Genomic DNA, 25,350 nt, shown 5'->3' with positions numbered 1-25,350 from the left:
CTATAAAATGAACTCTAAAATTTATCTTCTAGGACTTATAATGCTCTTTTTGACTTCTTGTGGCAAAGAGATGCGAATTAAAGTGTCATCAGCTGATTTTTGTGCTGCAGTAGATACAGTAACAGGAATTATGGTTCATGACATATTTTCTCCTCCAGTAGCGAGTAGAATTTATGTTTATCCCAATGTTGCAGCTTACGAGATTATGGCACAAAATAGCACGAAATACGAAAGTTTACAAGGGCAGTTAAAAGGACTGGATTCTATTCCTAAACTAGATCCGAAAAGTGGAGTGAATAAAAATTTGGCAGCGCTTATTGCCCATATTGAAGTGAGTAAAGAATTGATTTTTTCTGAGGAAGCTATAGAAAAATATAGAGACAGTTTGTATGAAAAATGGAGCGCTGAAAATCAAAAAGAATTTGATGTTTCCAAAGCGTACGCTTTAAGAGTGGTAGACAGAATAAAAATGTGGATGGGGAAAGATAATTATAAACAAACGCGTACTTTTCCTAAGTTTTCAGTGTATGCAGATCAACCCGGCCGATGGCAACCAACGCCGCCCTCTTATATGGATGGTGTGGAGCCTCATTGGGGCGAAATAAGAACTTTGGTTATGGATTCAGCCTCTCAATTTAAAGCCATCCCACCTCATCCTTATTCTACGGATAAAAATTCTGCTTTTTATAAAGAGGCAAAAGAAACCTATGATGTCGGAAATTTAATTTCTGAAAAATTAATTGAAGTCGAAAAAAATCCAAGCAAACCAATTCCTGAGGAATCGGCTATAGCTTCCTTTTGGGATTGTAATCCCTATGCTACAGTCATACAGGGACACATGATGTTTGCAAAGAAGAAAAATACACCGGATGCACATTGGATTAATATCACTAAAATAGCCTTAAAAAAATCGAAATCAGATTTTGAAACTACTGTTTTTGCTTACACTATAACATCTATCGGAATTTTTGAGAGCTTCATTAGTTGTTGGGATGAAAAGTATAGGAGTAATGTTGTGCGTCCTGAAACGTATATCAATCAAAACATTGATGAAAACTGGAGACCACAATTACAAACACCTCCTTTTCCGGAATATGTAAGTGGACACTCTGTAGTTTCGTCGTGTTCGGCAATTATTCTAACCTCTATTTTTGGAGATAATTTTAGTTATATCGATGACTCAGAAGTTTCTTTTGGGTTGCCTAAAAGACCTTTTAAATCGTTTAAGCAAGCTGCAGCAGAAGCTTCTATTAGTAGGTTGTATGGAGGCATTCATTATAGAGCCGCAATTGAAAATGGGGTAGTTCAAGGTACAAACCTAGGGACATATATTAATAGTAAAATCAAATTTTTCAAATCTAAATAAATCAAATTCATACAATGAATAATAAGTTAAAGTGGTTATCGGCTGTCGTTTTATTTTCTTTTTTAGGATGGTATTTTTTATTAAAGCAATCGGATTATACTATTACTTTTAAAGTTAATGCTGCAACAGGAACTATTTCTCAAGGAATTATAGAGTGGACAACAACACAGACTAAAAATCAAAATGAATTTTATACTGTTTTAGAAAAAAGAAATTTTGATTTCATCAAACATCAGATGAAAAAAGGAAATAAAGAAATGGAATACACTTGGAATATGAAATCAGTAAACGATTCTATGACCAGTATTACTGTTGGAATAAAAGATTTAAATCATTCCTTTTACAATAGATTAACAGCTCCCTTTGTTTCAACCAAGTTTAGGACGGAACAAATAGAGAAAATAAAATCTTTTAAAATGGGACTTGAAGATCATATTGACGATTTTAAAATAAGAATAGACGGTAAAAGATCATCTGAAGAAATATATGTAGCTTACATTTCTTTAAAAAGTATTTTGCAAGAAAAAGCACAGACTATGATTGAATTTGATGCTAAAATTGTAGGTTATTTAGATAGAAATAAAATAAAAATAATCGGTTATCGTCCTTATTTGGAAGTTACTGATTGGAATCAAGATAAAGAAATTATTAGTTTTAATTATTGTTTTCCGATTTCCAAAAATACAAAATATGTTCCGGATAGTGATGTCAAATTTAAAATTATACCGGCGTTAAAGGGTCTTCAGGTAACATATTTTGGTAATTTCAGAACTTCAGACAGATCTTGGTTTACGTTGTTGGATTATGCGAAACTACATGGCTATAAATTAGAGAATAAACCATTAGAGCATTTTCTTTCAAATCCTTTTAATGGGGGTGTAGAATCAGAATGGGAAACAAAAATCATCATTCCTTTTGCTTCAAAATAAAGGTTGATTGTCGTTGATTTAAAATAATCGAAAACGTTTTCGGGTCTTCCGAAAACGTTTTTGTTTTTAATCTGTTTTTAATTGGCAATATTAAAATTATTTTTAGATAAAATTAATAAATCAACCAACCAAAATGAGCTTTAAAGTAAAATTAAAATTTTGGCAGATAATCAATATGAATGTTGGTTTTTTCGGCATACAATACAGTTTCGGCTTGCAACAAAGTGCCGTAAATCCTATTTATGATTTTTTACATGCAAGTCCGGATCAAATTCCTATTTTAAATCTTGCCGGACCCTTAACGGGCTTATTGATTCAACCCATTATTGGCGCAATGAGTGATAAAACGTGGCATCCAAGGTGGGGAAGGCGCAAACCGTACTTTTTTATCGGAGCCATAATTTGTAGTATCGCCTTATTTCTATTCCCATTTAGCAGTTCCTTATGGATGGCTGCAGGTTTGCTTTGGATTCTGGATGTTGGTAACAATACTGCTATGGAACCGTATCGGGCTTTTATTGCGGATACGCTGGATGAAGAACAACAACCAACAGGTTTCCAGGCGCAAAGTTTTTTTACTGGTTTCGGACAGTTTCTGGCTTATATTTCACTTTTTCTGTTTCCAATTATTTTTGTAGGATATACAGGATCGCTACCAACGTGGATTTATGCCTCCTTTTTTTTAGGAGCAATTCTTTCAGTAACTTCCATTTGGTGGAGTATGGGTAAAACTACAGAAATCCCGCCAACAGCAGAAGAATTAGCTATCTTAAAAGCAGAACCTCTAAATATTTTTTCGCCTTTTATCGATATTTATAAAGCAGTTTTAGAAATGCCAACGGTCATGTGGCAACTGTTTCTGGTGTATTTGTTTCAATGGTATGCCATGATGTGCTATTGGCAAAATAATTCGAAAAGTATTGCTTTGTCCGTATGGAATGTAACACCGAGGAATGCAATGGGCTATGAAAAAGCGGTAGAATGGAACGGATTAATTGGTGCTTTTGGATTTATAGTTACTTTTTCAATTGCCTTTTATTTGGCAATATTAGCTAAAAAATACGGTGCAAAAATGATTCATTTTGTCTGTCTTTTATTTGGAGCCGTTTCTTTTTTATGGTTTCCAATGGTGCAAAATCAATACATATTTTTTGCAGTAATTATTGGTTACGGAATTGCTTGGGCCAGTATGATGGGAATACCATATTTGATGGTCGTTGCTGTTATTCCAAAAGAGCGCTATGGAGTGTACATGGGTATTATTAATATGATGATTGTTATTCCAATGATTATCCAAAATCTCTCTTTTGGTTATATTTTAAAGAATTTCTTAGATAATGATGCTCGCCAAGCCATTACTTTTGCTGGTGTTCTGATGCTAATCGGTGCTTTTTGTACTCTTTTGATTAAAAGTAAAAATGTTTCAAGACAATAATATGAACAGTGATTTGAATTATACAAAAGCAATGGAGTTGCTTGAGAAAGTGTCTTCTTCTGAAGGATTTCTAGCCAGTGCTCAAAATATTTCCAACTATAAAAGGGTCTGGGCCCGAGATGGAGTGATTTGTGGATTGGCGGCTTTGGCCTCGGGAGATAAAAAATTGATCGAAACATTCCGTAACACATTAGAAACATTAGCTAGTAATCAACATCAAAATGGCACTATTCCGTCTAACGTGATGACAATTGGCGAGCAAGCTGAGGTTAGTTATGGCGGATTGGCAGGAAGAGTCGACGCCGTGACTTGGTTTGTAATTGGGATCTGCCAATATGCGTATTATACAAAGGACATTACTTTTGTAGCAAAATACGATACTGAAATTGAAAAGTGTTTTGCGCTCCTGGAATCCTGGGAATTTAACAATAAAGGCCTTTTGTATGTGCCATTATCAGGAAATTGGGCGGATGAATATATTACGGACGGCTATGTTTTGTACGATCAATTACTCCGAATTTGGGCCTTAAAAAGTTACAATCATTTTGCACATGACGAGGATATTACCGTAAAGATTGAAACAATAACAGCGCAACTAGAAATTAATTTCACTCCAAATTCAGTTGGTGAAAAATACCACGAACGTGCATATAATGAATTGAACTTCCAAAAATACATGCCGTGTTCTTTTTCACCGGCTGGTTACAAAACACAGTTTGATGCTTTTGCAAATTCGCTGGCTTTGTACTTAAACATTGGTTCCGAAGATTTTCAAAATTCAATTTTAGAATATTCAATTGCACTCAAAAACGAAATGAAATTGCAGTTGTTACCTGCTTTTTGGCCACCAATACAAGAAACTGATTTAGACTGGAATTTGCTTAAAAACAATTGCAAATACGAGTTCAGAAATTACCCTAATGAGTTTCATAACGGTGGAAGTTGGTCCATGGTCAATGGCTTTTATGGTCTGGCTTTGCTTTCGAAAGGAAATAATAAGGAAGCAGAGGCGCTTTTAACGGCTATAAATGAAGCCAACGCTATTGAAAATTTTAGTTTCTACGAAAATTTTAATAGCGAAACCAAAGAGCCAAACGGCGTTCCTTTTTGCGCTTGGAGTGGCGCAGCAACGGTGCTGTTGCACCAAAGTGTACATACAAATTTTAAATTTTTAGTTTAAGTGAAAAAGTCAATAGACATATTATGTGCAGGCGAAGTTTTGATTGATTTTATTGGTCATGAAATGAATACGTCTATAAATAGAACCAAAGATTACCATCGTTTTCTGGGCGGTTCGCCAACAAATTTGGCCGTAAATGCTGCGCGTTTGGGTCTGAAATCAGTATTAGTGGCCACCTGTGGAGAAGATGGTTTAGGCGAATATATTGTTCGAAAGTTAAAAGCAAATCATGTCATTACGTCACAAATTAGAATATCAGAAAGTCATCCGACGTCTGTAATATTTGTTTCAAAATCGACAAGTACGCCGGATTTTATTCCGTACAGAGAAGCAGATTGTCAGATTGAGCAAAGTCAAATACCGAATGATTTACTGGAAAGTGCTAAAATTTTCCATACGACTTGTTTTGCTTTAAGCAAAAATCCAGCTCGGACCACTATTGTGGAAAGTGCCAAACGAGCGAAAGCATTAGGATTACAAACGAGTATTGATATTAATTTTTCGGAGAGAATTTGGCCTGATCGGGAAGAGGCAAGTGAGGTTTTAAAGGATTATTTGTCAACAAATCCTTTGGTAAAATTAAGCGAAGATGACTGTTACCGTCTTTTTACGGAAGAAAAAACCGAAAATTTTATTTTTGATTATTTTCATAGCTTGGGCGCTTCAACGATTTGTTTGACAAAAGGGAAAGATGGCGTAGTATTGTCTAATGTTGACTATGGAAGGTTTCATCAAAAAGCATTGCCGGTAGAAGATATTAAAGACACCACAGGAGCAGGAGACGCTTTCTGGACGGGTTTTTTATATGCACAATTGTTGAATAAAAACTTTGAAGAAACAATAACTATTGCACAGAAACTGGCAGTATTGAAACTTCAGAATGTAGGCAGATTGCCAGAAGGAATAGATATTCAGGAATATTTAATTTCCGATTTGTAATGTCTTCGAATAAAAATTAATTGTTATAATAGGTAAAACATGAAAAAAAGCACTATAAAATTAGCCATGTATCTCAACTACTTTGTATTTGCAATTCTGCTGAACAGCGTGGGAATTGTGATATTAAAGGCGCAAAAAAATTATGGTGTAGATGAATTTCAAGCCAGTGTTTTGGAAGCATACAAGGATTTGCCCATTGCTATAGTTTCGTTTTTAATCGCTTCGTTTTTACCCAGAATTGGATATAAGAAAGCTATGCTTATTGGTTTGGCTTTGGTTTCAGCAGCTTGCGTCAGTATGTATTATGGAAATTCTTTTGGAACGGCCAAATTGCTTTTTGCTACCGTGGGCGTTTCTTTTGCATTGATAAAAGTATCGGTGTATTCACTTATTGGAACCATAACAACCAATCAACACGAACACAATAGTTTGATGAGTAGCATTGAAGGCGTGTTTATGATAGGAATTGCATTAGCGTATTTCTTGTTTCCGGCTTTTAATTCAGATGCGAATCCAGATGCTTGGTTGAACGTGTATTGGTTATTGGCCGGTATTTCGTTATTGTCTTTTGGTTTTTTATTTTTTACTAAATTCGAAAATAAAATTGAAATTCCGGGCGTTGATCTAGCTGATGACTTCAAACAAATGTTCAAATTATTTGCGAAACTGTTAACCATCGTTTTTGTAATCAGCGCATTCCTATTTGTAATGATTGAGCAGGGAATTATGTCTTGGTTGCCTACTTTCAATAATAAGGTGTTGCATCTTCCGGAGAATATCAGTATCATGATGGCGAGTATTTTGGCTATTTCATTGGCTGTAGGCCGACTTGTTGCTGGGGTGATTACTAAAAGAGTCAATTGGATTTGGGTACTCAGTTTTTGTATTATAGCAGCTATGCTCATTGTGATTTTTGTACTTCCTAAAACAGTTGGATTGAATGTCAAAGAAATCAATTCATTAAGCGATATTCCTTTGATAGGATTTGCATTTCCGTTAGTAGGACTTTTTATTGCACCGATTTATCCGCTTTTAAATTCAGTAGTTTTAAGTGCCTTGCCAAAAAAATTACACAGTTCTATGACTGGTTTAATTGTGGTTTTCTCTGCACTTGGTGGCACTTTGGGCTCTAGAGTTATTGGTTACTTATTTAAAAATGAAGGGCCTGAAAACGCCTTTTATTACACTTTAATTCCAATGTCATTACTGCTTGTTTCTTTCTTTATTTTAAAAAAACTTACCGCTAAACAATGAAATTCATACTCAATATAGACAAAGTATTCCAAGAACTATTGCTTCAAGAGGATACAGATCAGGATAAAAAAATCACGAAAGACGACAATGGGCCTAAAAAATTTGTTTTGGTAGACGAAAACACCAAACAGGAAGTGGCTATTATAGGTACGTATCATTTGTCCAATTTATTACAGGAATTAGCGCAGCTTAAGGAAGCGAATTCAGTATTGGGTGAAGTCGATTTGAGTCGCATTCAAGAGAATCCAGTTCACCGAATTTCAAGAAAAATCAAGGATGATTATTGGGAGGAACTGACTCGTACCATTGATAAAAAAGGGTTGAAACAAATTATTGAAGATGAAAAAACGTCCAGTGATGTGGCAACACTTTATGTTGCTGCCAAAGACAAAACGGGAGTTGCTTATTTTCAAGAATTAGAAAAAGAATTGCCAAATTTTAAAGTTGAAATTCTGCCTGAGAATTATTCGGTGGAATATGTGGAAACTTTAAATGAAAAACCAGGAATTCTGGCTTTGGCTTTGGAACAAAAAATATACAGTCTGCAAGGTGTGCCTTTTGTTGTTCCTGGTGGAAGATTCAACGAAATGTATGGTTGGGACAGCTATTTTATTGGCGTTGGCTTGTTAATAGATGGTCAATTAGACAAAGCAATCGCAATTGCTGAAAATTTTAAATACCAAATTATACAGTATGGTAAAATTCTGAATGCGAATAGAAGTTATTATTTGACCAGAACACAACCGCCTTTGTATTCTTCTTTGCTAATCGAAATTGCAAAAAAGAAAACACCAAGTGTAGACTGGTTAACAAGTCATTTGGAAACGGTCATTTTGGAGTACAATACAGTTTGGATGGTGCAAGGAAATCGCTTGACCCCAACAGGTTTAAACAGGTATAAAGCTGATGGAATTGGAATGCCATTTGAAGTAGAACCGGGGCATTTTGATGATGTTTTAGAGCCGTATGCTAAAAAATACAATTTACCTATTCGAGAATTTGAAAAACAATATTTACAGCGAACGCTTGTTGATGACGAACTGGACATTTATTTTGTTCATGATCGAAGCATGAGAGAAAGCGGGCATGATACAACAAACCGCCTGATAAATACGTGTACTAATTTGAATTCAGTAGATGTCAATAGTTTTCTTTACAAATATGAAAAAGATGTCGCTTACTTGATAAAAGAATATTTTAGTAATGCTTTTCAAAGTGGCGAGATCCTTTACACTTCAGAAGAATGGGAGCAAAAAGCACTTTCCCGTAAAGATAAAATGAATGAATTGTGCTGGAACGAGGACGCAGGTATGTATTTTGATTATGATTTTGTGAGCCATAAGCAGTTCCCGTTTGAAGCGGCGACAACATTTTTTCCTTTGTGGGCTGGGTTATGTGATGAAAATCAGGCCAAAAAATTAGTGGAAATTGCTTTGCCGCAATTTGTGAAAACAGGTGGAATTACAGGAAGCACTAAGGCTAGTATTGCTAATGCTTCAAAAGAGGTACCGCAACGACAATGGGATTATCCTTTTGGTTGGGCGCCGCACCAAATGTTGCTGTGGGAAGGATTGATTAACTATAATTATCTAGATAAAGCACAAGAAATGGTGTACCGATGGTTGTGGTTAATTACTAGAAATGCAGTGGATTATAATGGAACAATCCCGGAAAAATTTGATTTGGAAATCAGTTCCCATAAAGTTTTTGCCGAATATGGTAATGTAGGGACTGAATTTGATTACATCGCAAAGGAAGGTTTTGGCTGGATGAATGCGTCCTATCAATATGGATTACAAATTTTGAATGAAGAATTAAAAGCTAAATTAGGAGCGTTGGTTTCTCCTGATGCTATATTTTAGAGCTTAAAAAAAAGTTTTTGTTGTTTGAATGCATATTTTTTTTAACTTTATGATTCACTAAATGAATCAATTATGACAGTTAATCAAATTTTAAGTACTAAAGGGAAGGAAGTGTATTCCATACTTTCCACTAACACTGTTTACGAAGCATTGTCAGTGATGAGTGAAAAAAACATCGGAGCAATTCTTATTATTGAAGATACGATTTTGAAAGGTGTGCTGTCTGAAAGAGATTATGCTCGGAAAATTGTTCTGAAAGCAAAATCTTCAAAGAAAGCCTTTGTTTATGAAATCATGGAGACGGATGTGGTTACAGTAAGTCCATCGGATAATTTGGAGTACTGCATGGAGTTGATGAGTGCCAAAAGAGTGCGTCACCTGCCCGTTTTGGAAAATGAAATTGTAATTGGAATTATCTCAATAAGTGATGTGGTAAAGGCTATAATCGAGATCCAAAAAGAGACTATTCAACATTTAAACTCCTACATTACCCAATAAAAAAGATTCAAAAAAATAATAATTATTTAAAGCTGCATTACGTGTAGCTTTTTTTTTGGAATCAAATCAGACCTTTTTATGCAAAAGAATGGGAGAAAAGTCCTCTCTTTTTAAATCTAGACCCCTATCTTTACGCGCTAGAATAAAATCTAAAAACAATGGAAAAGAATAGCAAAAGAAGAGAAGCATTATTATACCACGCAAAGCCGACTCCTGGTAAAATTCAAGTAGTTCCCACCAAGAAATATGCAACACAAAGAGATTTATCTTTGGCCTATTCTCCTGGTGTAGCTGAGCCGTGTTTAGAAATTGCTAAAGACGTAAACAATGTTTATAAATATACTGCAAAAGGAAATTTAGTTGCAGTGATTACTAATGGAACTGCAGTTTTAGGATTGGGAGACATTGGTCCGGAAGCGTCAAAACCAGTAATGGAAGGAAAAGGGTTGTTGTTTAAAATTTTCGCCAATATCGACGTATTTGATATTGAAATTGGGACAAAAGATATAGAAGAATTCATCCAGACGGTAAAGAACATAGCGCCAACTTTTGGGGGTATTAATCTGGAAGATATCAAAGCACCGGAATCTTTCGAAATAGAAAGACGGCTTGTAGAAGAGCTTAATATACCCGTGATGCACGATGATCAGCATGGTACAGCCATCATTTCTTCGGCAGCATTGCTAAATGCCCTTGAGCTGGCCGGTAAAAATGTAGAAGATGTAAAATTGGTAGTTTCAGGAGCAGGTTCAGCCGCTCTTGCTTGTGCAAATTTATATATTTTACTGGGTGTAAAACTAGAAAATATCCTAATGTATAACAGCAAAGGATTGTTGACCAAAGACAATCCGAAATTGTCTGATTTACAATTAAAATATGCCAAAGACATTTTACCTATCAGTCTTGAAGAAGCTTTAGTTGGTGCTGATGTCTTTTTAGGGTTATCATCAGGAGATATTATGACCCCTAAAATGTTACAGGGAATGGCTGTAAATCCTATCGTTTTCGCTATGGCAAATCCAGATCCGGAGATTGATTATAATTTAGCCATTGCAACTCGAAAAGATGTGATTATGGCTACTGGAAGGTCTGATTATCCTAATCAAGTGAATAATGTTCTTGGATTCCCTTATATTTTTAGGGGTGCCTTAGACGTGCGTGCGACCAAAATAAATGAAGCCATGAAAATGGCTGCAGTCAAAGCGCTGGCAGCTTTAGCGAAAGAGTCCGTTCCTGAACAAGTGAATATCGCTTACGGGGCTAAAAAGTTAACATTTGGACGGGATTATATTATACCTTCTCCTTTTGACCCAAGATTGATTATAGTTGTTGCTCCGGCGGTAGCTAAAGCAGCAATGGATTCTGGGGTTGCATTGAATCCTATAACGGATTGGGTCAAGTATGAAGAGGAACTTTTAGAGCGTTTAGGGAATGATAATAAAATGGTTCGATTGATTACCAATAGAGCTAAAATGGATCCTAAAAAAATCGTTTTTGCCGAAGCAGATCACTTAGATGTTTTGAAAGCAGCCCAGATAGTATTGGAAGAAGGAATAGGTTTTCCAGTTTTATTGGGGAATAAAGAAATTATTTTAGAATTGAAAGCAGAAATTGGCTTTGATGCCGATGTTGAAATTATTGATCCGAAAATCACTGAAGAAGAAGGTCGAAGAAATAAGTTTGCCACAACATACTGGGCCTCCAGACAAAGACGAGGAATCTCATTATTAGATGCTCAGAAGCTGATGCGCGAAAGAAATTATTTTGCGGCTATGATGGTCAATGAAGGCGAAGCTGATGCATTGGTAACAGGATATTCCAGAAGCTATCCTACGGTGGTAAAACCTATTTTACAGCTTATCGAGAAAGCACCTGGGGCTTCGCTGGTGGCTACAACTAATATGATGATGACGGCTCGTGGACCAATGTTTTTATCTGATACGGCTATAAATATTAATCCATCAGCAGATGATTTGGCAAAAATTGCAGTTATGACAGCTAAAACCGCCAGAATGTTTGGAGTAGAGCCAGTCATTGCCATGATTTCCTATTCTAATTTTGGATCTTCCTCAAATGAAAGTGCCACTAAAGTAAGACAAGCGGTTGCTTATTTGCATGAAAATCATCCGGAAATGATTATTGATGGAGAACTTCAGGCTGATTTTGCCCTTAATCCAGAAATGCTGAAAGAGAAATTTCCGTTTTCTAAATTGGCAGGCAAAAAAGTAAACACCCTTATTTTCCCCAATTTGGAATCGGCTAATATCACCTATAAACTGTTGAAAGAACTAAATAAAGTAGATTCTATTGGGCCAATCATGTTAGGGATGGGAAAACCTGTTCACATATTTCAATTGGGAGCCAGTGTTGAGGAGATGGTAAACATGGCGGCTATTGCTGTGATTGATGCTCAGGAAAAACAAAAGAAAAAATAAATTAAATTCAGAAAAGCGTCAAGAAGCTAACAAAGTTAAATTAATGAATTTACTAAAATAGTATGCTAATTTTGTTATATTTGTTAACATATTGTTAATTCATGATAGCACACTTACAAGGGAAACTAGTTGAGAAATCACCCACTCACATAATTATTGATTGTGGTGGCGTAGGTTACCACGTAAATATTTCCTTACATACTTATTCGTTACTTCCTAGTACAGATTTTATAAAAGTGTATACGTATCTTCAGATAAAAGAAGATGCGCATACACTTTTTGGTTTTATGGAAAAGTCAGAAAGAGAAATATTCAAAATGTTATTGTCCGTTTCAGGAATAGGAGCGAGCATAGCAAGAACAATGCTTTCCTCGCTAGATCCTAAACAAATCATACAAGCAATTGCGACTGCGGATGTAATTACTGTTCAGTCTATAAAGGGAATTGGAAGTAAAACAGCACAAAGAGTCATACTGGATCTAAAAGAGAAAGTATTAAAATTATACGACTTAGATGAAGTTTCTATGTCACAGAACAATACAAATCGAGATGAAGCGTTATCAGCTTTGGAAGTTTTAGGTTTTGTACGAAAAACTTCGGAAAAAATTATAGAAAAAATTGTTAAAGAAGATCCGGACGCCACAGTGGAAACAATCATCAAAAAAGCATTGAAAAATCTATAAAAAGGGATTCAAGAAACACGAGTTGTATGCATAAAATTTGTATTTTTTCACTTGTTTTATTTTGTGGTTTTATGTCAAATGCACAAGTAACTCAGGCAGTTCAGGATACCGTAAAAACCGGATTTTCTATAGGGAAGGTACAGTTAAAAAATCCTCAAAGTGTCCTTTCGGCATATACCTATGATCCTGTAACTGACAGGTACATCTATACAAATTCCGTGGATGGTTTTTCTATTAATTACCCTATTATTTTAACACCAAAAGAGTATGAAAATCTTGTTTTGAAGGAATCCATGCGGGATTATTTCAAGAAAAAAGTAGACGCTATTGACGGAAAAAAGGAAGGAAGTGAAATTGCTAAAAGAGATTTATTACCTCGATATTACGTAAAATCAGGGCTTTTTGAATCTGTTTTTGGTAGCAATACCATTGATGTAAAACCTACCGGATCTGTTGAAATGGATTTAGGAATGCGGTATACCAAACAAGACAATCCCTCATTTTCCCCGAGAAACAGGACTACTACTTCATTTGATTTTGATCAAAGAATTAGCATGAGCTTGATGGGAAAGGTAGGGACTCGGCTCAATGTAAATGTAAATTATGATACGCAGTCAACATTTGCTTTTCAAAACCTGATCAAGCTGGAATATGCACCATCAGAGGACGATATTATTCAAAAAATAGAAGTGGGTAATGTCAGCATGCCATTGAATAGTTCCTTGATCCGTGGAGCACAAAGTCTATTTGGTGTAAAAACACAATTACAGTTTGGGAAAACAACAGTCACCGGTGTTTTTTCGGAACAAAAATCGCAGACTAAAAGTTTAATCGCTCAAGGTGGAGGCACAATTGAAGATTTTGAGATGTTTGCCTTAGATTATGATAGTGACAGGCATTTTTTCTTATCCCAATATTTCAGAAACAGGTATGATAAATCCCTGGCAAATTATCCTTTTATTGACAGTAGAGTTCAGATCTCCCGAATCGAAATTTGGGTAACCAATAAGCAAAACCGTGTCACGACCACGAATAATAACCTTAGAAATATTATTGCACTTCAGGATTTAGGGGAAGGACAATTATCGGGTTTGGCAGACAACGAAGTAGTTGTTTTAGATCCATCAACAGGTATTTTTAATAATCCCTTAGATTCTCCTGCTGACAATTCAAATAATGATTATGATCCTGCACAAATTACTACAGGAGGAGGTTTGCTGAATCCCAATATACGTGAAATTGTAACGGCAAACTCCGGTTTTAATGTGACAGTAAGTGAAGCACAGGATTATTCTAAACTAGAAAATGCTCGAAAACTGAATCCAAATGAATATACTTTTAATTCACAATTAGGATATATTTCATTGCAACAACGACTGGCAAATGATGAGGTTCTGGCAGTGGCGTATCAATATACCATAGGCGATCAGGTCTATCAAGTGGGGGAATTTGGTAATGATGGAGTAGATGCAACGGTGGTTACGGGGAATGGTTCCTCAAATCAAGCGGTTATCTCGCAAAGTTTGATATTGAAAATGCTGAAAAGTAATTTGACTAACGTTAGAAACCCTATTTGGAACCTGATGATGAAAAACATCTATCAGATTCAAGGAGGCTATCAATTGAAACAAGAAGATTTCAGATTTAATATTCTCTACACGGATCCTTCGCCTCTAAACTATATTACGGAAGTACCTGGAAGTCCTTTTCCGGATGCTAACAATAAAAATGAAATTCCCCCAAAAGACTATACCGTTACCAGCACACCATTGTTGAAAGTCTTTAATTTAGACAAATTAAATTTCAATAATGATCCGCAAGCCGGAGGTGATGGTTTTTTTGACTTTATGCCAGGGCTGACTATAGATGCTCAGAACGGAAGAATTATTTTTACCACAAAAGAACCGTTTGGAGAATTATTGTTTTCTAAATTAGCAAACCCCGCTTTAATAGAAAATTATAACAATGTAAGTTCTTATAATGAGAATCAGAAAAAATATGTGTTCCGCAATATGTACCGCAACACCCAATCAGGGGCTTTGCAGGATAGTGAGAAAAATAAGTTCTTATTAAGAGGGAAATACAAATCTACAGGTGGTGATGGAATACCAATTGGCGCTTTTAATGTTCCTAGAGGTTCTGTTGTAGTGACCGCAGCAGGAAGGGTTCTGGTAGAAGGAATTGACTACAGTGTCAATTATCAATTGGGTCGCGTACAGATTTTAGATGCTTCACTTCAAGCCTCTAATACGCCTATTGAGGTGTCATTGGAAAACAACTCTGTTTTTGGCCAGCAAACCAGGCGGTTTATGGGTGTAAATGTAGAGCATAAAATTGCTGATAATTTTGTGGTTGGAGCCACTTTTTTGAAAATGAGCGAAAGGCCATTTACTCAAAAATCGAGTTTTGGACAGGAATCGGTCAACAATACTATTTTTGGATTTAATACTAATTTTTCAACCGAAGTGCCATTCTTGACTCGATTGGTAAATAAATTACCCAATCTGGATACGGATGTGCCTTCTAATCTTTCTATACGAGGCGAAGTTGCTTTCTTGAAACCGGATTCGCCTAAAGCAGATCAATTTCAGGGTGAATCTACGATTTATGTAGATGATTTTGAAGGAACTCAATCTACTATTGATATGCGAAGCCCATATTCTTGGAGTCTTGCATCAACCCCAGAAAAAAACACAACTAGTACGTATGATTTTAATGCCAGTGCCAATGACTTAAGTTACGGGTTTAAAAGAGCCAAATTATCATGGTATTCTATAGATCCGATATTTTATACACAAAAACCATCCGGTGTTTCTAATGAAGACCTTTCCTTCAATACCACCAGAAGAATTTTTAGTCAGGAATTGTATCCCCTGACAGATATCGCTCAAGGACAATCACAAGTGATAAACACATTAGATTTAAGTTATTATCCTTTAGAACGGGGGCCATATAACAACAGCCTAAATGTTGGTGCAAATGCCAAAGACAATTTTGGTGGAATCATGCGAGCATTAAATTCGACTAATTTCGAACAAGGAAATGTGGAATACATCCAGTTTTGGATTTTAGATCCGTATGTAGGAAATGGTCAGGCAGCACAAACAAATACGGGTAAAATATACTTCAACTTAGGAGAGATATCAGAGGATGTCCTGAAAGATGGAAGAAAACAATATGAAAACGGATTAGGACCGGATCAGATAGTGGCAAATCCACAGCCAATATGGGGCGATGTCCCGGCTTCTCAATCATTGATTTATGCTTTTGACACAAATGTTGATAATAGAAAAAATCAAGACATTGGTTTAGATGGTTTGTCTAATGCTAATGAAGGATCAGTATATACTAATTTTGCTTCTGAGCTGGATCCAGCGGCAGATGACTATACTTTTTACTTGAATGCATCAGGCGGGATTATTGATCGATACAAAATGTACAACGGTACTGATGGCAACTCAACAGTAGATATCAATGATCCTAACAGAGGGTCTACCACTCTTCCTGATGTCGAGGATATCAATAAGGATAATACGATGAATACCATTAATGCGTATTATGAATACAGCATTACTGTCCAGCCCAATATGGCCGTGGGACAAAATTACATTACGGATATTAGAAATACGCAAGTGACCTTGCCCGATGGTTCAAATACAGAGGCCCGATGGCTGCAGTTTAAAATTCCGGTTTCGCAACCTGAAAACACAATAGGAAATATTTCCGATTTTAGATCTATTCGTTTCATGAGAATGTTTATGACCGGTTTTGAAGATCAAGTAACGGTTCGTTTTGGAGCCTTGGATTTAGTTCGAGGAGAATGGAGGCGCTATACCAATACCCTTGATTTTAATGATACTAACATAGACGATGACAATACTAATTTAGATGTTTTAGCCGTAAATGTTCAGGAAAACAACCAAAGATGTCCTGTTAATTACATTACTCCACCGGGCGTAACGCGTGAACAACTGTTTAATAACAACACGGTAATTAATCAAAACGAACAATCATTAGCCTTGCGGGTATCCGGAAACGGACTGGAACCATTAGACTCCAGAGCCGTTTTTAAAAACGTTAGTATTGATATGCGCCAATTCAAGAAATTAAAAATGTTTTTGCATGCAGAATCTTTACCAAACGAAATTGCACTTCAAGAAAATCAAATGGTAGGTTTCATTCGTTTTGGAAATGATTTTACCCAGAATTTTTACCAAATTGAAATTCCTTTAAAAGTCACCACGCCATCATCAGCATCTAATTCTGATTGCTCACCTTTGAGTGCCGAAACAGTTTGGCCCGCAGAGAATGAAATTGATTTGTCACTTGCTTTATTAACGCAATTGAAGATTCTGGCTATGAGTATCGATCCTGCCACACTGCCATTAGATGGGATTTATTATCAAAATGAAGATGAATTGGATTCCTCCCTGGGCAATAAAATAAATAAATTAAGAATAGGAGTTAAGGGGAATCCTAATTTTGGGTTAGTGCGAACCTTAATGGTTGGGGTAAAAAACAATGATGCCCGCAACGATATTAAAGGAGAAGTTTGGTTTAATGAACTTCGCCTGGCCGATATGGATAACAAAGGCGGAATGGCCGCAGTGTTGAATATTGATTCAAATTTAGCTGATTTCGCCACTGTTTCAGCTTCCGGTAGAAAAAGCACTATTGGTTTTGGAGCATTGGAACAAGGCCCAAATGAAAGAAGCAGAGAAGATACGCAACAGTATACTATTGTTGCTAATGTGAATTTAGGAAAATTACTGCCTCCAAAATGGCAGATTAACCTGCCTTTTAATTACGCTATAGGCGAAGAAACAATAACGCCGGAATACGATCCTTTTAATCAAGATATAAAACTAAAACAGTTACTGGATAAAACCACGGATCAAAATCAAAGAGATAATATTGCCAGTAGAGCTATTGATTATACAAAACGCAAAAGCATAAACTTTATCGGGGTTAGAAAAGAACGTGGTCCGGAACAAAAACAGCATGTTTACGACCCGGAAAACTTTACTTTTTCGCAATCTTTTAATGAAGTAGAAAGACATGATTTTGAAATCGAAGATTATGTGGATCAACAGGTAAACTCTTCTGTAGATTATGCGTACACATTTCAGCCTAAATCAGTGGAGCCGTTCAAGAAAACTAAGTTCATGAAAAACAGTAATTATTGGAAGTTACTGAGTGATTTTAATTTTAATTATTTACCTTCAAATATTTCGTTTAACAGCAATATTATTAGACAATACAACCGTCAGCAATTCAGACAGGTTGAGGTAGAAGGCATAGGACTTGATCCGTTGTATCGCAGAAATTTTGCTTTTAATTACCAATATGGATTTAATTATAATTTGACAAAATCACTGAAATTAAACTATACCGCTTCATCCAGCAATATTGTAAAAAGCTATTTGAACGAGAATAATGAGCCTATTGATACGTTTACAATTTGGGATAGTTATTGGGACATGGGAGATCCAAATCAACACATGCAACAACTGGTTTTGAATTATGAAATTCCAATTAATAAAATTCCGTTGTTCAGTTTTGTAAGAGCAACGTATTCTTATACCGGTGATTACAGCTGGCAGCGTACTTCTAATGCTTTGTCAGAAATACAAATTGAAGGCGCTAATTATAATCTGGGAAATACCGTTCAAAATGCAAATTCCAATAATTTGAATGCAACATTCAATATGGATTTGTTGTATAAATATTTAGGACTTGCCAAAAACAGTACTAAGACAGTACCTAAACCTAGAATGACTGCTCCAAAACCGGGAGAAAAAATAGTAAATAGGAATGCAAACCAAGCTCCAAAAAACAATCCATTTGTAGATGGTTTGATTGGGATGTTGACTAGTGTCAAAAACATTCAGATGACCTATACACACAATAGCGGTACCGTTTTGCCGGGATACACACCAAGCGTGGGGTTTCTGGGTTCTTCAAGACCATCGTTAGGATTTATTTTTGGAAGTCAGGATGATGTTCGCTTTGAAGCAGCAAAAAATGGATGGCTGACCAATTATCCGGATTTCAACCAAAATTTTTCCCGAGTGACAAATAAATTATTTAAAGCTACAGCAAATGTAGATTTACTGCCGGATTTAAAAATTGATTTGACTTTAGACCGGGCCTACTCTGAAAATTTTTCGGAACAATATGACGTTACCGATGGCGTTTATAACGCAAGATCTCCCTACACTGCCGGGATTTTCTCGATATCGACCGTTCTGATAAAAACTTCCTTTTCGGGTAGTGATGAAAATATATCAGCTGCATTTGATGACTTTAGATCAAACAGGCTTACTGTGGCAAATCGACTGGCAACACAGCGCGGCATCGACATTAATAATCCGAGTAACCTGGATCCGGAAGGATTCCCTTTGGGTTATGGAAAAAATAATCAGGCCGTATTGTTACCAGCGTTTTTAGCTGCTTATTCCGGGGGAGATGCTTCCGCTGTTTCGCTGGGAATTTTTAGAAATTTTCCAATCCCAAACTGGGCTGTGAAATATAATGGACTGATGCGTTATGAAGTTTTTAAAAAGAATTTCAAACGATTCTCCCTGCAGCATAATTACAGGGCTTCATATACGATAAATGCATTCAGATCAAATTTTGAATACGATAAAACACCCGACGGAACTGATGCAAGTGGTAATTTTTTTAATCAAACCATCATGTCTAATATCAATTTAGTAGAGCAATTTAATCCGTTGTTGCGAATGGATTTTGAACTGAAAAGTTCCTTGAAAGTATTGGCCGAAATCAAAAAAGACAGAGCGTTATCCATGAGTTTTGATAATAATTTATTGACCGAAGTCAAAGGAATTGAATATGTGGTTGGGCTAGGCTACCGTTTCAAAGATGTTATTTTTTCTTCCAGACTCGCGGATAATCCTACAGGAATAATAAAAAGCGATATTAATTTGAAAGCAGATTTGTCCTATCGGAACAATCAAACCATTGTAAGGTACTTGGATTATAACAACAATCAGCTGGCAGGCGGTCAAAATTTGTGGTCACTTACCGTAAAAGCTGATTATTCCTTTAGTAAAAACCTTACGGCTATTTTCTATTACGATCATTCTTTTTCTAAAGCAGTAATCTCGACTTCTTTTCCACTGACAAATGTTCGTTCCGGGTTTACACTTCGGTATAATTTTGGGAATTAATTTTCTTTAAATCTAAACCAGATTTGAATTGAGATTGCTACATTTGTCACATAAAATTCAAATTATCATTTAATAATTATCAATTACAATAATATGAACATACCAGCAAATTTAAAGTACACAAAAGATCACGAATGGGTAAGCCTTGAAGGGGATATTGCAACAGTAGGAATCACTGATTTTGCGCAAAAAGAATTAGGTGATATCGTGTATGTTGAGGTGGAAACTTTAGATCAGACTTTAGAGAAAGATGAGGTTTTTGGGACTGTGGAAGCGGTTAAAACGGTTTCTGATTTGTTTCTTCCTCTCTCAGGAGAAATTATCGCTTTTAATGACGCACTAGAGAACACTCCGGAAAGTGTCAACTCAGATCCTTATGGCGCCGGATGGATGGTAAAAATTAAAGTAACTAATGTTGCTGAATTTGATTCGCTTCTTTCGAGTGATTCGTATAAAGAAATTATTGGTGCATAAGCAACTATTTTTGTGGGCAGCTATTGTATGGGCTGGAATTATTGCCTTTTTTTGTTTAATACAATTGAACAATGTCCCTCTTGGGAATGTGTCCAATATAGATAAATATGTCCATGCTTTTTTTCATTTTGTACTAACGTCATTTTGTTATTTGTTTTTAAAAAAACAGATAAGCAGTTCGAATAGTTTAAAACCGTTAGTGTTTTCTTTTTTGTTTTCCTTTTTTTTTGGAATAGTAATCGAGATTTCACAAGAGTTGTTTACCCTTTCCAGACATGCAGACATATATGATGTTTCAGCAAATACATCCGGAGCGGTGCTGGCAGTAGCAATCGCGGTGCTGTTTAAGAAATAAAAACACAAAGATAAAGTCCCACTTCTTGTGGGATTTTATGTTTTAGGCACTAGAAGAGTTGCGGTTTTACGGAACAGGATTTATACTATTTTTAAGGTAGTGAAAGTATCAGTTGTAGTATCAAAAATAATTAAATTGTACGATCTAGCACTAAGCTCATGTGCATATAAAATGTATTTTTGTCAGTCAGAGTTCACTATAATTATGAAATCAAAATCGCTATGGATATCAAGCAATATTTAGACTCAACCTATTTGAAAACTGCGGTACAAGCGGGTCTCAGTCATGAAGAAAATACGCTTGTGGCTCAGGGATTTATTCAGGAAGCCATTGAGGAACGCTTTAAACTCATTATGATACGTCCCGAGATGGTTCCTTTAGCTAGAAAAATGATTCTTTCGGCACATTCAAATCTGGAAATAGGAACTGTAATTGATTTTCCGCAGGGCAAATCTTCAATTGAACAGAAGTTGATTGAGGCCGGACAGGCTATAGATAATGGGGCTGATGATCTGGATTTTGTTTGTAATTATGAAGCCTTCAAAAATGGTGAAATTGACTTGGTCAAAGATGAAATTCTAAAGTGTACGCAATTGGGATTGGCCAATAAGAAAGTTGTAAAGTGGATTATTGAAGTTGCAGCGCTCAATGATAAAGAAATCATCCAATTATCAAGTTTGATTAAAAATGTTATTGTTTCTAATTTTCAGCAAGAGTTGTTCGCTACGATTTTTGTGAAGTCTTCAACCGGATTTTATAAAACGGAAAATAATCTGCCCAATGGCGCTACGATTCCTGCTATAAAAATGATGCTCGAAAATGCGTCGCCTTTACCGGTAAAAGCTGCCGGAGGAGTGCGGACGTATGAGGAAGCTGTTGAAATGATCCGATTAGGCGTGAGACGAATAGGAACTTCGGGAGCTAAAATGATTGCTAACGGTCAAAATTCACACAATGAATATTAGATTTATAAAGGAAATTGAGGTAAAAAAAACAGTGTTTGTAATGCTTTTGTTCCTGTCTTCTTTCTATACAAACGCTCAGCAGATTAATAGTTTACTGCAAGAGTCAGGAAATTCAGCCGAACGATTTCCTGTTTTTCCAGATTGTGTAAACTTGCAATCCAAAACATTAGAAACGTGTTTCTATAATCAGGTTCAGGATTTTGTTTTTCAAAACTTTGAAATTCCAGAGCACCTAGTCCAAAATGATTTTCAAGGAGCGGTAAAAGTGCTCTTTGAAGTAGATAATACGGGGGTATTTAAAGTGATTTATGTAGATGCCATAGCGCAAGACCTGATAAAGGAAACCAAAAGAGTTTTTGCAAAATTGCCTAAAATTCAACCCTCAACCTACAACGGTAACCCCACCTATAATAAGTTTACAATGACGATTGCAATTCCTTTAAAAAGCAGGGAAGAAGTTGTTGCTGAAGCTTTGGCGAAAGCCGAATTCCTGCCTAGTAGCAATAAAAAGGTAACAGAACTGGATAGCATCGTGTATAAAAAATTTAATAACCCTGAATTTGATAGCCATTTGAATGTGCCCTTTTCACACAGTTATTATGCGCAATTTGATGCTTCGTTAAATCAAGTGGGGAGCAATAATCATACGGCATCAAAACCATATACGTACACGGAGGTGTCAAAATATTATGACTTAAAAGGAGCCAATGAAAAGCTGAAAAAGAATGTTTCCGGCTGGTGGGCCAGAAAACTATGGAATGAGAGTACAGTTGCAATTCAAGGGGAAGACTATTGGTTTACAGTTAACCCTATTTTTGACCTGCAGCTTGGGAAGGCTACCCAAACGGAGGCTTCTTATACTTATGTAAATACACGGGGGATAAATTTTCGTGGTGGTATAGGAAAACAACTCAATTTTACCACAACCATTTTTGAAAGTCAGGGTCGTTTTGCGGATTATTACAATCGGTATGCTGAGTCAATCAAACCGGATGGAGGCAATCCTGCGATTATTCCGGGAATCGGAATTGCAAAAGATTTCAAAACGGATTCGTATGATTTTCCTTTGGCCGAAGCCAATTTGACTTTTGCGCCCAGCAAACATATTGATATGCAATTGGGTTACGGAAGAAATTTTATTGGGGATGGTTATCGCTCTTTGTTAGAAAGTGATGGTGCCAGTCCCTATCCTTATTTTAAATTGAATACTAATTTTTGGAAAATAAAATATACCAATACTTATATGTGGCTTAAAGACGTTCGCCCGGACGCTACGCTGGAAAGAACCTACGCTACGAAGTTTATGGCCAACCATTATTTGAGTTGGAATGTTTCGAACAGGCTGAATCTAGGTTTCTTCGAATCTGTGATTTGGACAAATACCAATGAGAGAGGATTTGACATGAGTTTTGTGAATCCCATAATTTTTTATCGTGCGGTCGAATTTGCTTCGTCAGCAAGAACCGGAAATGCGCTTTTAGGATTGACTTATAAATACAAATGGAGCAACCAGATTAACTTATACGGACAGTTTGTTCTCGATGAATTTTCGCTTGGTGATGTAAAAAAACGGGATAACAGCTGGAAAAATAAATACGGATACCAACTTGGAATTAAATATTTTGATGCTTTCAAAGTAGATAATTTACTATTGCAGTTAGAGTACAATCATGTTCGTCCGTATGTATATTCTCATAGTGCTCCAATCACAAATTATGGACATAATAATCAAAGTATAGGACATCAGTGGGGCGGAAATTTTAAGGAATTTATTGCAATTGCCCGATACCACAAAGGAAGGTATTTTGCTGACGCAAAAGTTACTATGGGAACTCGAGGCCTGGATTTTGGTACAACAGAAGATGTTTTTAATTATGGAGGAAATATTTACAAGGATTATGATGAAAACAGGCCGTTTGACAGTGGTGTAAAAGTGGGTCAAGGAAATAAAACAGCTGTTTTTATTGCGGACTTTCAAGGGGGATATTTAGTCAATCCGGCAACCAACCTAAAGTTTTTTGGAAGCTATATTTACAGGAGTTTCGACCCTTCAAAAAATACGGCAACAACTTTCAATCAGAGCACTAATTGGCTAACTTTAGGATTAAGAGCTGATATTTTTAACTGGTATTTTGACTATTAGTTTTCATTTTCATTTTAAAAAAGTTTTTTATGAATTGTTTTTTGTCAAATCCCTTTTGATACCCTACTTTTGCAAAAGTTTTTACAAAGCAAATCATCTTTAGCATTGAGCACAACACAAAGTACCCTTTCATTAAAATCTATTTATATCGATTTCCGCGAAATCACTAAGGCTCGTTTAGCCGTTAGTGTCGTATTTTCATCTATTGCAGGATTTATGCTTGGGATTTATGATTTGCACTCTTTAGATTGGGCGGTGTTGTTCAAATTAGCTGTAGGCGGGTATTGTATGGTGGGCGCTTCGAATGTCTTTAATCAGGTAATTGAAAAAGATTTAGATGCTTTGATGGACAGGACCAAAAATCGTCCGGTTCCAACGGGAAGAATATCTCAACGCACTGCATTGCTGGTAGCAAGTTTGCTTACCGTTATAGGAATTGCGATGCTTTATACGATCAACCCGAAGACGGCCATGTTTGGTGCTATTTCCATATTTTTATACACAAGTGTTTATACGCCATTAAAAACAATGACTTCATTGTCCGTTTTTGTGGGGGCATTTCCGGGTGCAATTCCTTTTATGTTGGGGTGGGTAGCGGCAACGGGAGAATTTGGAATAGAGGCAGGAACCTTGTTTTTGATTCAGTTTTTTTGGCAATTTCCACATTTTTGGGCTATTGGTTGGTTTCTATACGAAGATTATGAAAAAGCAGGGTTCTTTATGTTACCAACGGGAAAGAAAGACAAAGGAACCGCTTTGCAGGTTATTCTGTATACAGTGTGGCTTATTTTGGCTTCCTTATTGCCGGTTTTAGGGTATACGGGACGTTTTTTTATCACGCCAATTGCAGCAATTGTTGTATTTTTACTGGGTATTTGGATGCTTTTTTATGCCGTTCGATTGTATAAATTACGAACCGCAAAAGCGGCTAAAACTTTGATGTTAGTTAGTGTAGCCTATATTACTTTGTTACAATTAGTCTATATATTTGATAAATTTTTAAGATAAATTATGGAAATGATAATGACAGCAGCCGAGCAAAAATCAAGAACGGCAAGATCCTATAAATTGATTTTGTTGTTTGCTATGGTGAGTATGACTATGATGTTTGCAGGACTAACGAGTGCTTTTGTAGTGAGTAAATCAAGAGCTGACTGGTTGAAGAATTTTCAATTGCCAATTGCTTTTTACTATAGCACTGCGGCAATTATAGGGTGTAGTGTGACTTTTTACCTAGCCAAAAAAGCGATTCAAAAAGACAATCAAACACAAACTACAATGTTTCTTTTAGCTACTTTAGCATTAGGAATATTGTTTGTTTTTTTGCAGTTTGCAGGTTTTGGAGAAATAGTCGAAAGCGGGTATTATTTCACGGGAAGTGGAAGCTCAATAACGACTACTTTTTTATATGTTGTAACGGTTGTGCACCTGATTCACCTTGCTGGTGGTGTGATTTCACTACTAATTATAATTTATAATCATTTTAAACAAAAATACAATTCATCTCAAACCCTTGGTATAGAACTAGGTGCAATGTACTGGCACTTTTTGGATCTATTATGGGTTTATTTGTTTTTGTTTTTATATTTCTTTAAATAAGAAAAAAACGTAAATTTGGGAACTTTTTAACGAATAATTT

Annotated in this window: 17 protein-coding genes; all 17 read left to right on the top strand. The window is 36.0% G+C overall.

Annotated features, from left to right (window positions below; all coding sequences use genetic code 11):
• The first annotated feature begins 7 nt into the window (after window positions 1-7).
• Window positions 8-1,366 (top strand): vanadium-dependent haloperoxidase, encoded by a 1,359-nt coding sequence (locus EKL98_RS11985; protein WP_126562622.1) that lies wholly within the window; start codon window positions 8-10, stop codon window positions 1,364-1,366.
• A 14-nt stretch (window positions 1,367-1,380) separates the two neighbouring features.
• Entirely contained in the window at window positions 1,381-2,295 is a 915-nt protein-coding gene (locus tag EKL98_RS11980) for a hypothetical protein (protein ID WP_126562620.1), read from the top strand.
• Between the two features lie 133 nt (window positions 2,296-2,428).
• The gene (locus EKL98_RS11975) at window positions 2,429-3,730 is read left to right on the top strand and encodes an MFS transporter (RefSeq protein WP_126458464.1); all 1,302 of its coding nucleotides are present in this window, start codon (window positions 2,429-2,431) and stop codon (window positions 3,728-3,730) included.
• On the top strand, window positions 3,714-4,910 hold the full coding sequence (locus tag EKL98_RS11970; RefSeq protein ID WP_233584048.1) for a glucosidase family protein: 1,197 nt from the start codon (window positions 3,714-3,716) through the stop codon (window positions 4,908-4,910). The genes EKL98_RS11975 and EKL98_RS11970 overlap by 17 nt, the downstream gene beginning before the upstream one ends.
• Window positions 4,911-5,849 carry a carbohydrate kinase family protein gene (locus tag EKL98_RS11965; RefSeq protein WP_126562619.1) on the top strand — a complete coding sequence of 313 codons (939 nt, stop codon included), beginning with the start codon at window positions 4,911-4,913 and terminating at the stop codon, window positions 5,847-5,849. It abuts the gene before it with no gap.
• Between the two features lie 39 nt (window positions 5,850-5,888).
• On the top strand, window positions 5,889-7,103 hold the full coding sequence (locus EKL98_RS11960; protein WP_126562617.1) for an MFS transporter: 1,215 nt from the start codon (window positions 5,889-5,891) through the stop codon (window positions 7,101-7,103).
• Window positions 7,100-8,965, top strand: coding sequence for a trehalase family glycosidase (locus EKL98_RS11955; RefSeq protein ID WP_126562615.1), 1,866 nt, complete (start codon window positions 7,100-7,102; stop codon window positions 8,963-8,965). The genes EKL98_RS11960 and EKL98_RS11955 overlap by 4 nt, the downstream gene beginning before the upstream one ends.
• A gap of 72 nt (window positions 8,966-9,037) precedes the next feature.
• Window positions 9,038-9,463, top strand: coding sequence for a CBS domain-containing protein (locus EKL98_RS11950; RefSeq protein WP_126458474.1), 426 nt, complete (start codon window positions 9,038-9,040; stop codon window positions 9,461-9,463).
• Window positions 9,464-9,621: 158 nt separating this feature from the next.
• Window positions 9,622-11,898: an NADP-dependent malic enzyme gene (locus EKL98_RS11945; RefSeq protein WP_126458476.1), complete on the top strand. Its 2,277-nt coding sequence runs from the start codon at window positions 9,622-9,624 to the stop codon at window positions 11,896-11,898.
• A gap of 101 nt (window positions 11,899-11,999) precedes the next feature.
• Window positions 12,000-12,581 carry a Holliday junction branch migration protein RuvA gene (gene ruvA / locus EKL98_RS11940; RefSeq protein WP_126458479.1) on the top strand — a complete coding sequence of 194 codons (582 nt, stop codon included), beginning with the start codon at window positions 12,000-12,002 and terminating at the stop codon, window positions 12,579-12,581.
• A 26-nt stretch (window positions 12,582-12,607) separates the two neighbouring features.
• Window positions 12,608-19,774, top strand: coding sequence for a T9SS outer membrane translocon Sov/SprA (sov, locus tag EKL98_RS11935; RefSeq protein WP_126562613.1), 7,167 nt, complete (start codon window positions 12,608-12,610; stop codon window positions 19,772-19,774).
• Between the two features lie 93 nt (window positions 19,775-19,867).
• The gene (gene gcvH, locus EKL98_RS11930; protein WP_126454175.1) at window positions 19,868-20,248 is read left to right on the top strand and encodes a glycine cleavage system protein GcvH; all 381 of its coding nucleotides are present in this window, start codon (window positions 19,868-19,870) and stop codon (window positions 20,246-20,248) included.
• Window positions 20,187-20,603, top strand: a complete 417-nt coding sequence (locus EKL98_RS18585) for a VanZ family protein (RefSeq protein ID WP_126454173.1) — start codon at window positions 20,187-20,189, stop codon at window positions 20,601-20,603. Before gcvH ends, EKL98_RS18585 begins: the two co-directional genes overlap by 62 nt.
• 221 nt (window positions 20,604-20,824) lie before the next feature.
• A complete protein-coding gene (deoC, locus tag EKL98_RS11920; RefSeq protein WP_126562648.1) occupies window positions 20,825-21,568 on the top strand; it encodes a deoxyribose-phosphate aldolase in 744 nt (247 codons plus the stop codon).
• Window positions 21,558-23,711 (top strand): gliding motility protein RemB, encoded by a 2,154-nt coding sequence (locus EKL98_RS11915; protein WP_126562611.1) that lies wholly within the window; start codon window positions 21,558-21,560, stop codon window positions 23,709-23,711. Before deoC ends, EKL98_RS11915 begins: the two co-directional genes overlap by 11 nt.
• Before the next feature lie 105 nt (window positions 23,712-23,816).
• A complete protein-coding gene (cyoE, locus tag EKL98_RS11910) occupies window positions 23,817-24,719 on the top strand; it encodes a heme o synthase (RefSeq protein WP_126458489.1) in 903 nt (300 codons plus the stop codon).
• A 3-nt stretch (window positions 24,720-24,722) separates the two neighbouring features.
• A complete protein-coding gene (locus EKL98_RS11905; RefSeq protein ID WP_126458492.1) occupies window positions 24,723-25,310 on the top strand; it encodes a cytochrome c oxidase subunit 3 in 588 nt (195 codons plus the stop codon).
• Window positions 25,311-25,350: the final 40 nt, after the last annotated feature.

It is taken from the genome of Flavobacterium bomense (assembly GCF_003970355.1).
The sequence above is the reverse complement of the archived record's forward strand: the minus strand, read 5'-3'. Positions and strand labels throughout refer to the sequence as shown.

What these genes read in the sequence shown, in the direction of transcription:
- EKL98_RS11955 (WP_126562615.1), top strand. Translation starts at nt 7,100, where the DNA reads ATGAAATTCATACTCAATATAGACAAAGTATTCCAAGAACTATTGCTT.
- deoC (WP_126562648.1), top strand. Translation starts at nt 20,825, where the DNA reads ATGGATATCAAGCAATATTTAGACTCAACCTATTTGAAAACTGCGGTA.
- gcvH (WP_126454175.1), top strand. Translation starts at nt 19,868, where the DNA reads ATGAACATACCAGCAAATTTAAAGTACACAAAAGATCACGAATGGGTA.
- EKL98_RS11945 (WP_126458476.1), top strand. Translation starts at nt 9,622, where the DNA reads ATGGAAAAGAATAGCAAAAGAAGAGAAGCATTATTATACCACGCAAAG.
- EKL98_RS11960 (WP_126562617.1), top strand. Translation starts at nt 5,889, where the DNA reads ATGAAAAAAAGCACTATAAAATTAGCCATGTATCTCAACTACTTTGTA.
- ruvA (WP_126458479.1), top strand. Translation starts at nt 12,000, where the DNA reads ATGATAGCACACTTACAAGGGAAACTAGTTGAGAAATCACCCACTCAC.
- sov (WP_126562613.1), top strand. Translation starts at nt 12,608, where the DNA reads ATGCATAAAATTTGTATTTTTTCACTTGTTTTATTTTGTGGTTTTATG.
- EKL98_RS11985 (WP_126562622.1), top strand. Translation starts at nt 8, where the DNA reads ATGAACTCTAAAATTTATCTTCTAGGACTTATAATGCTCTTTTTGACT.
- EKL98_RS11975 (WP_126458464.1), top strand. Translation starts at nt 2,429, where the DNA reads ATGAGCTTTAAAGTAAAATTAAAATTTTGGCAGATAATCAATATGAAT.
- EKL98_RS18585 (WP_126454173.1), top strand. Translation starts at nt 20,187, where the DNA reads ATGTTGCTGAATTTGATTCGCTTCTTTCGAGTGATTCGTATAAAGAAA.
- EKL98_RS11905 (WP_126458492.1), top strand. Translation starts at nt 24,723, where the DNA reads ATGGAAATGATAATGACAGCAGCCGAGCAAAAATCAAGAACGGCAAGA.
- EKL98_RS11970 (WP_233584048.1), top strand. Translation starts at nt 3,714, where the DNA reads ATGTTTCAAGACAATAATATGAACAGTGATTTGAATTATACAAAAGCA.
- EKL98_RS11950 (WP_126458474.1), top strand. Translation starts at nt 9,038, where the DNA reads ATGACAGTTAATCAAATTTTAAGTACTAAAGGGAAGGAAGTGTATTCC.
- EKL98_RS11915 (WP_126562611.1), top strand. Translation starts at nt 21,558, where the DNA reads ATGAATATTAGATTTATAAAGGAAATTGAGGTAAAAAAAACAGTGTTT.
- EKL98_RS11980 (WP_126562620.1), top strand. Translation starts at nt 1,381, where the DNA reads ATGAATAATAAGTTAAAGTGGTTATCGGCTGTCGTTTTATTTTCTTTT.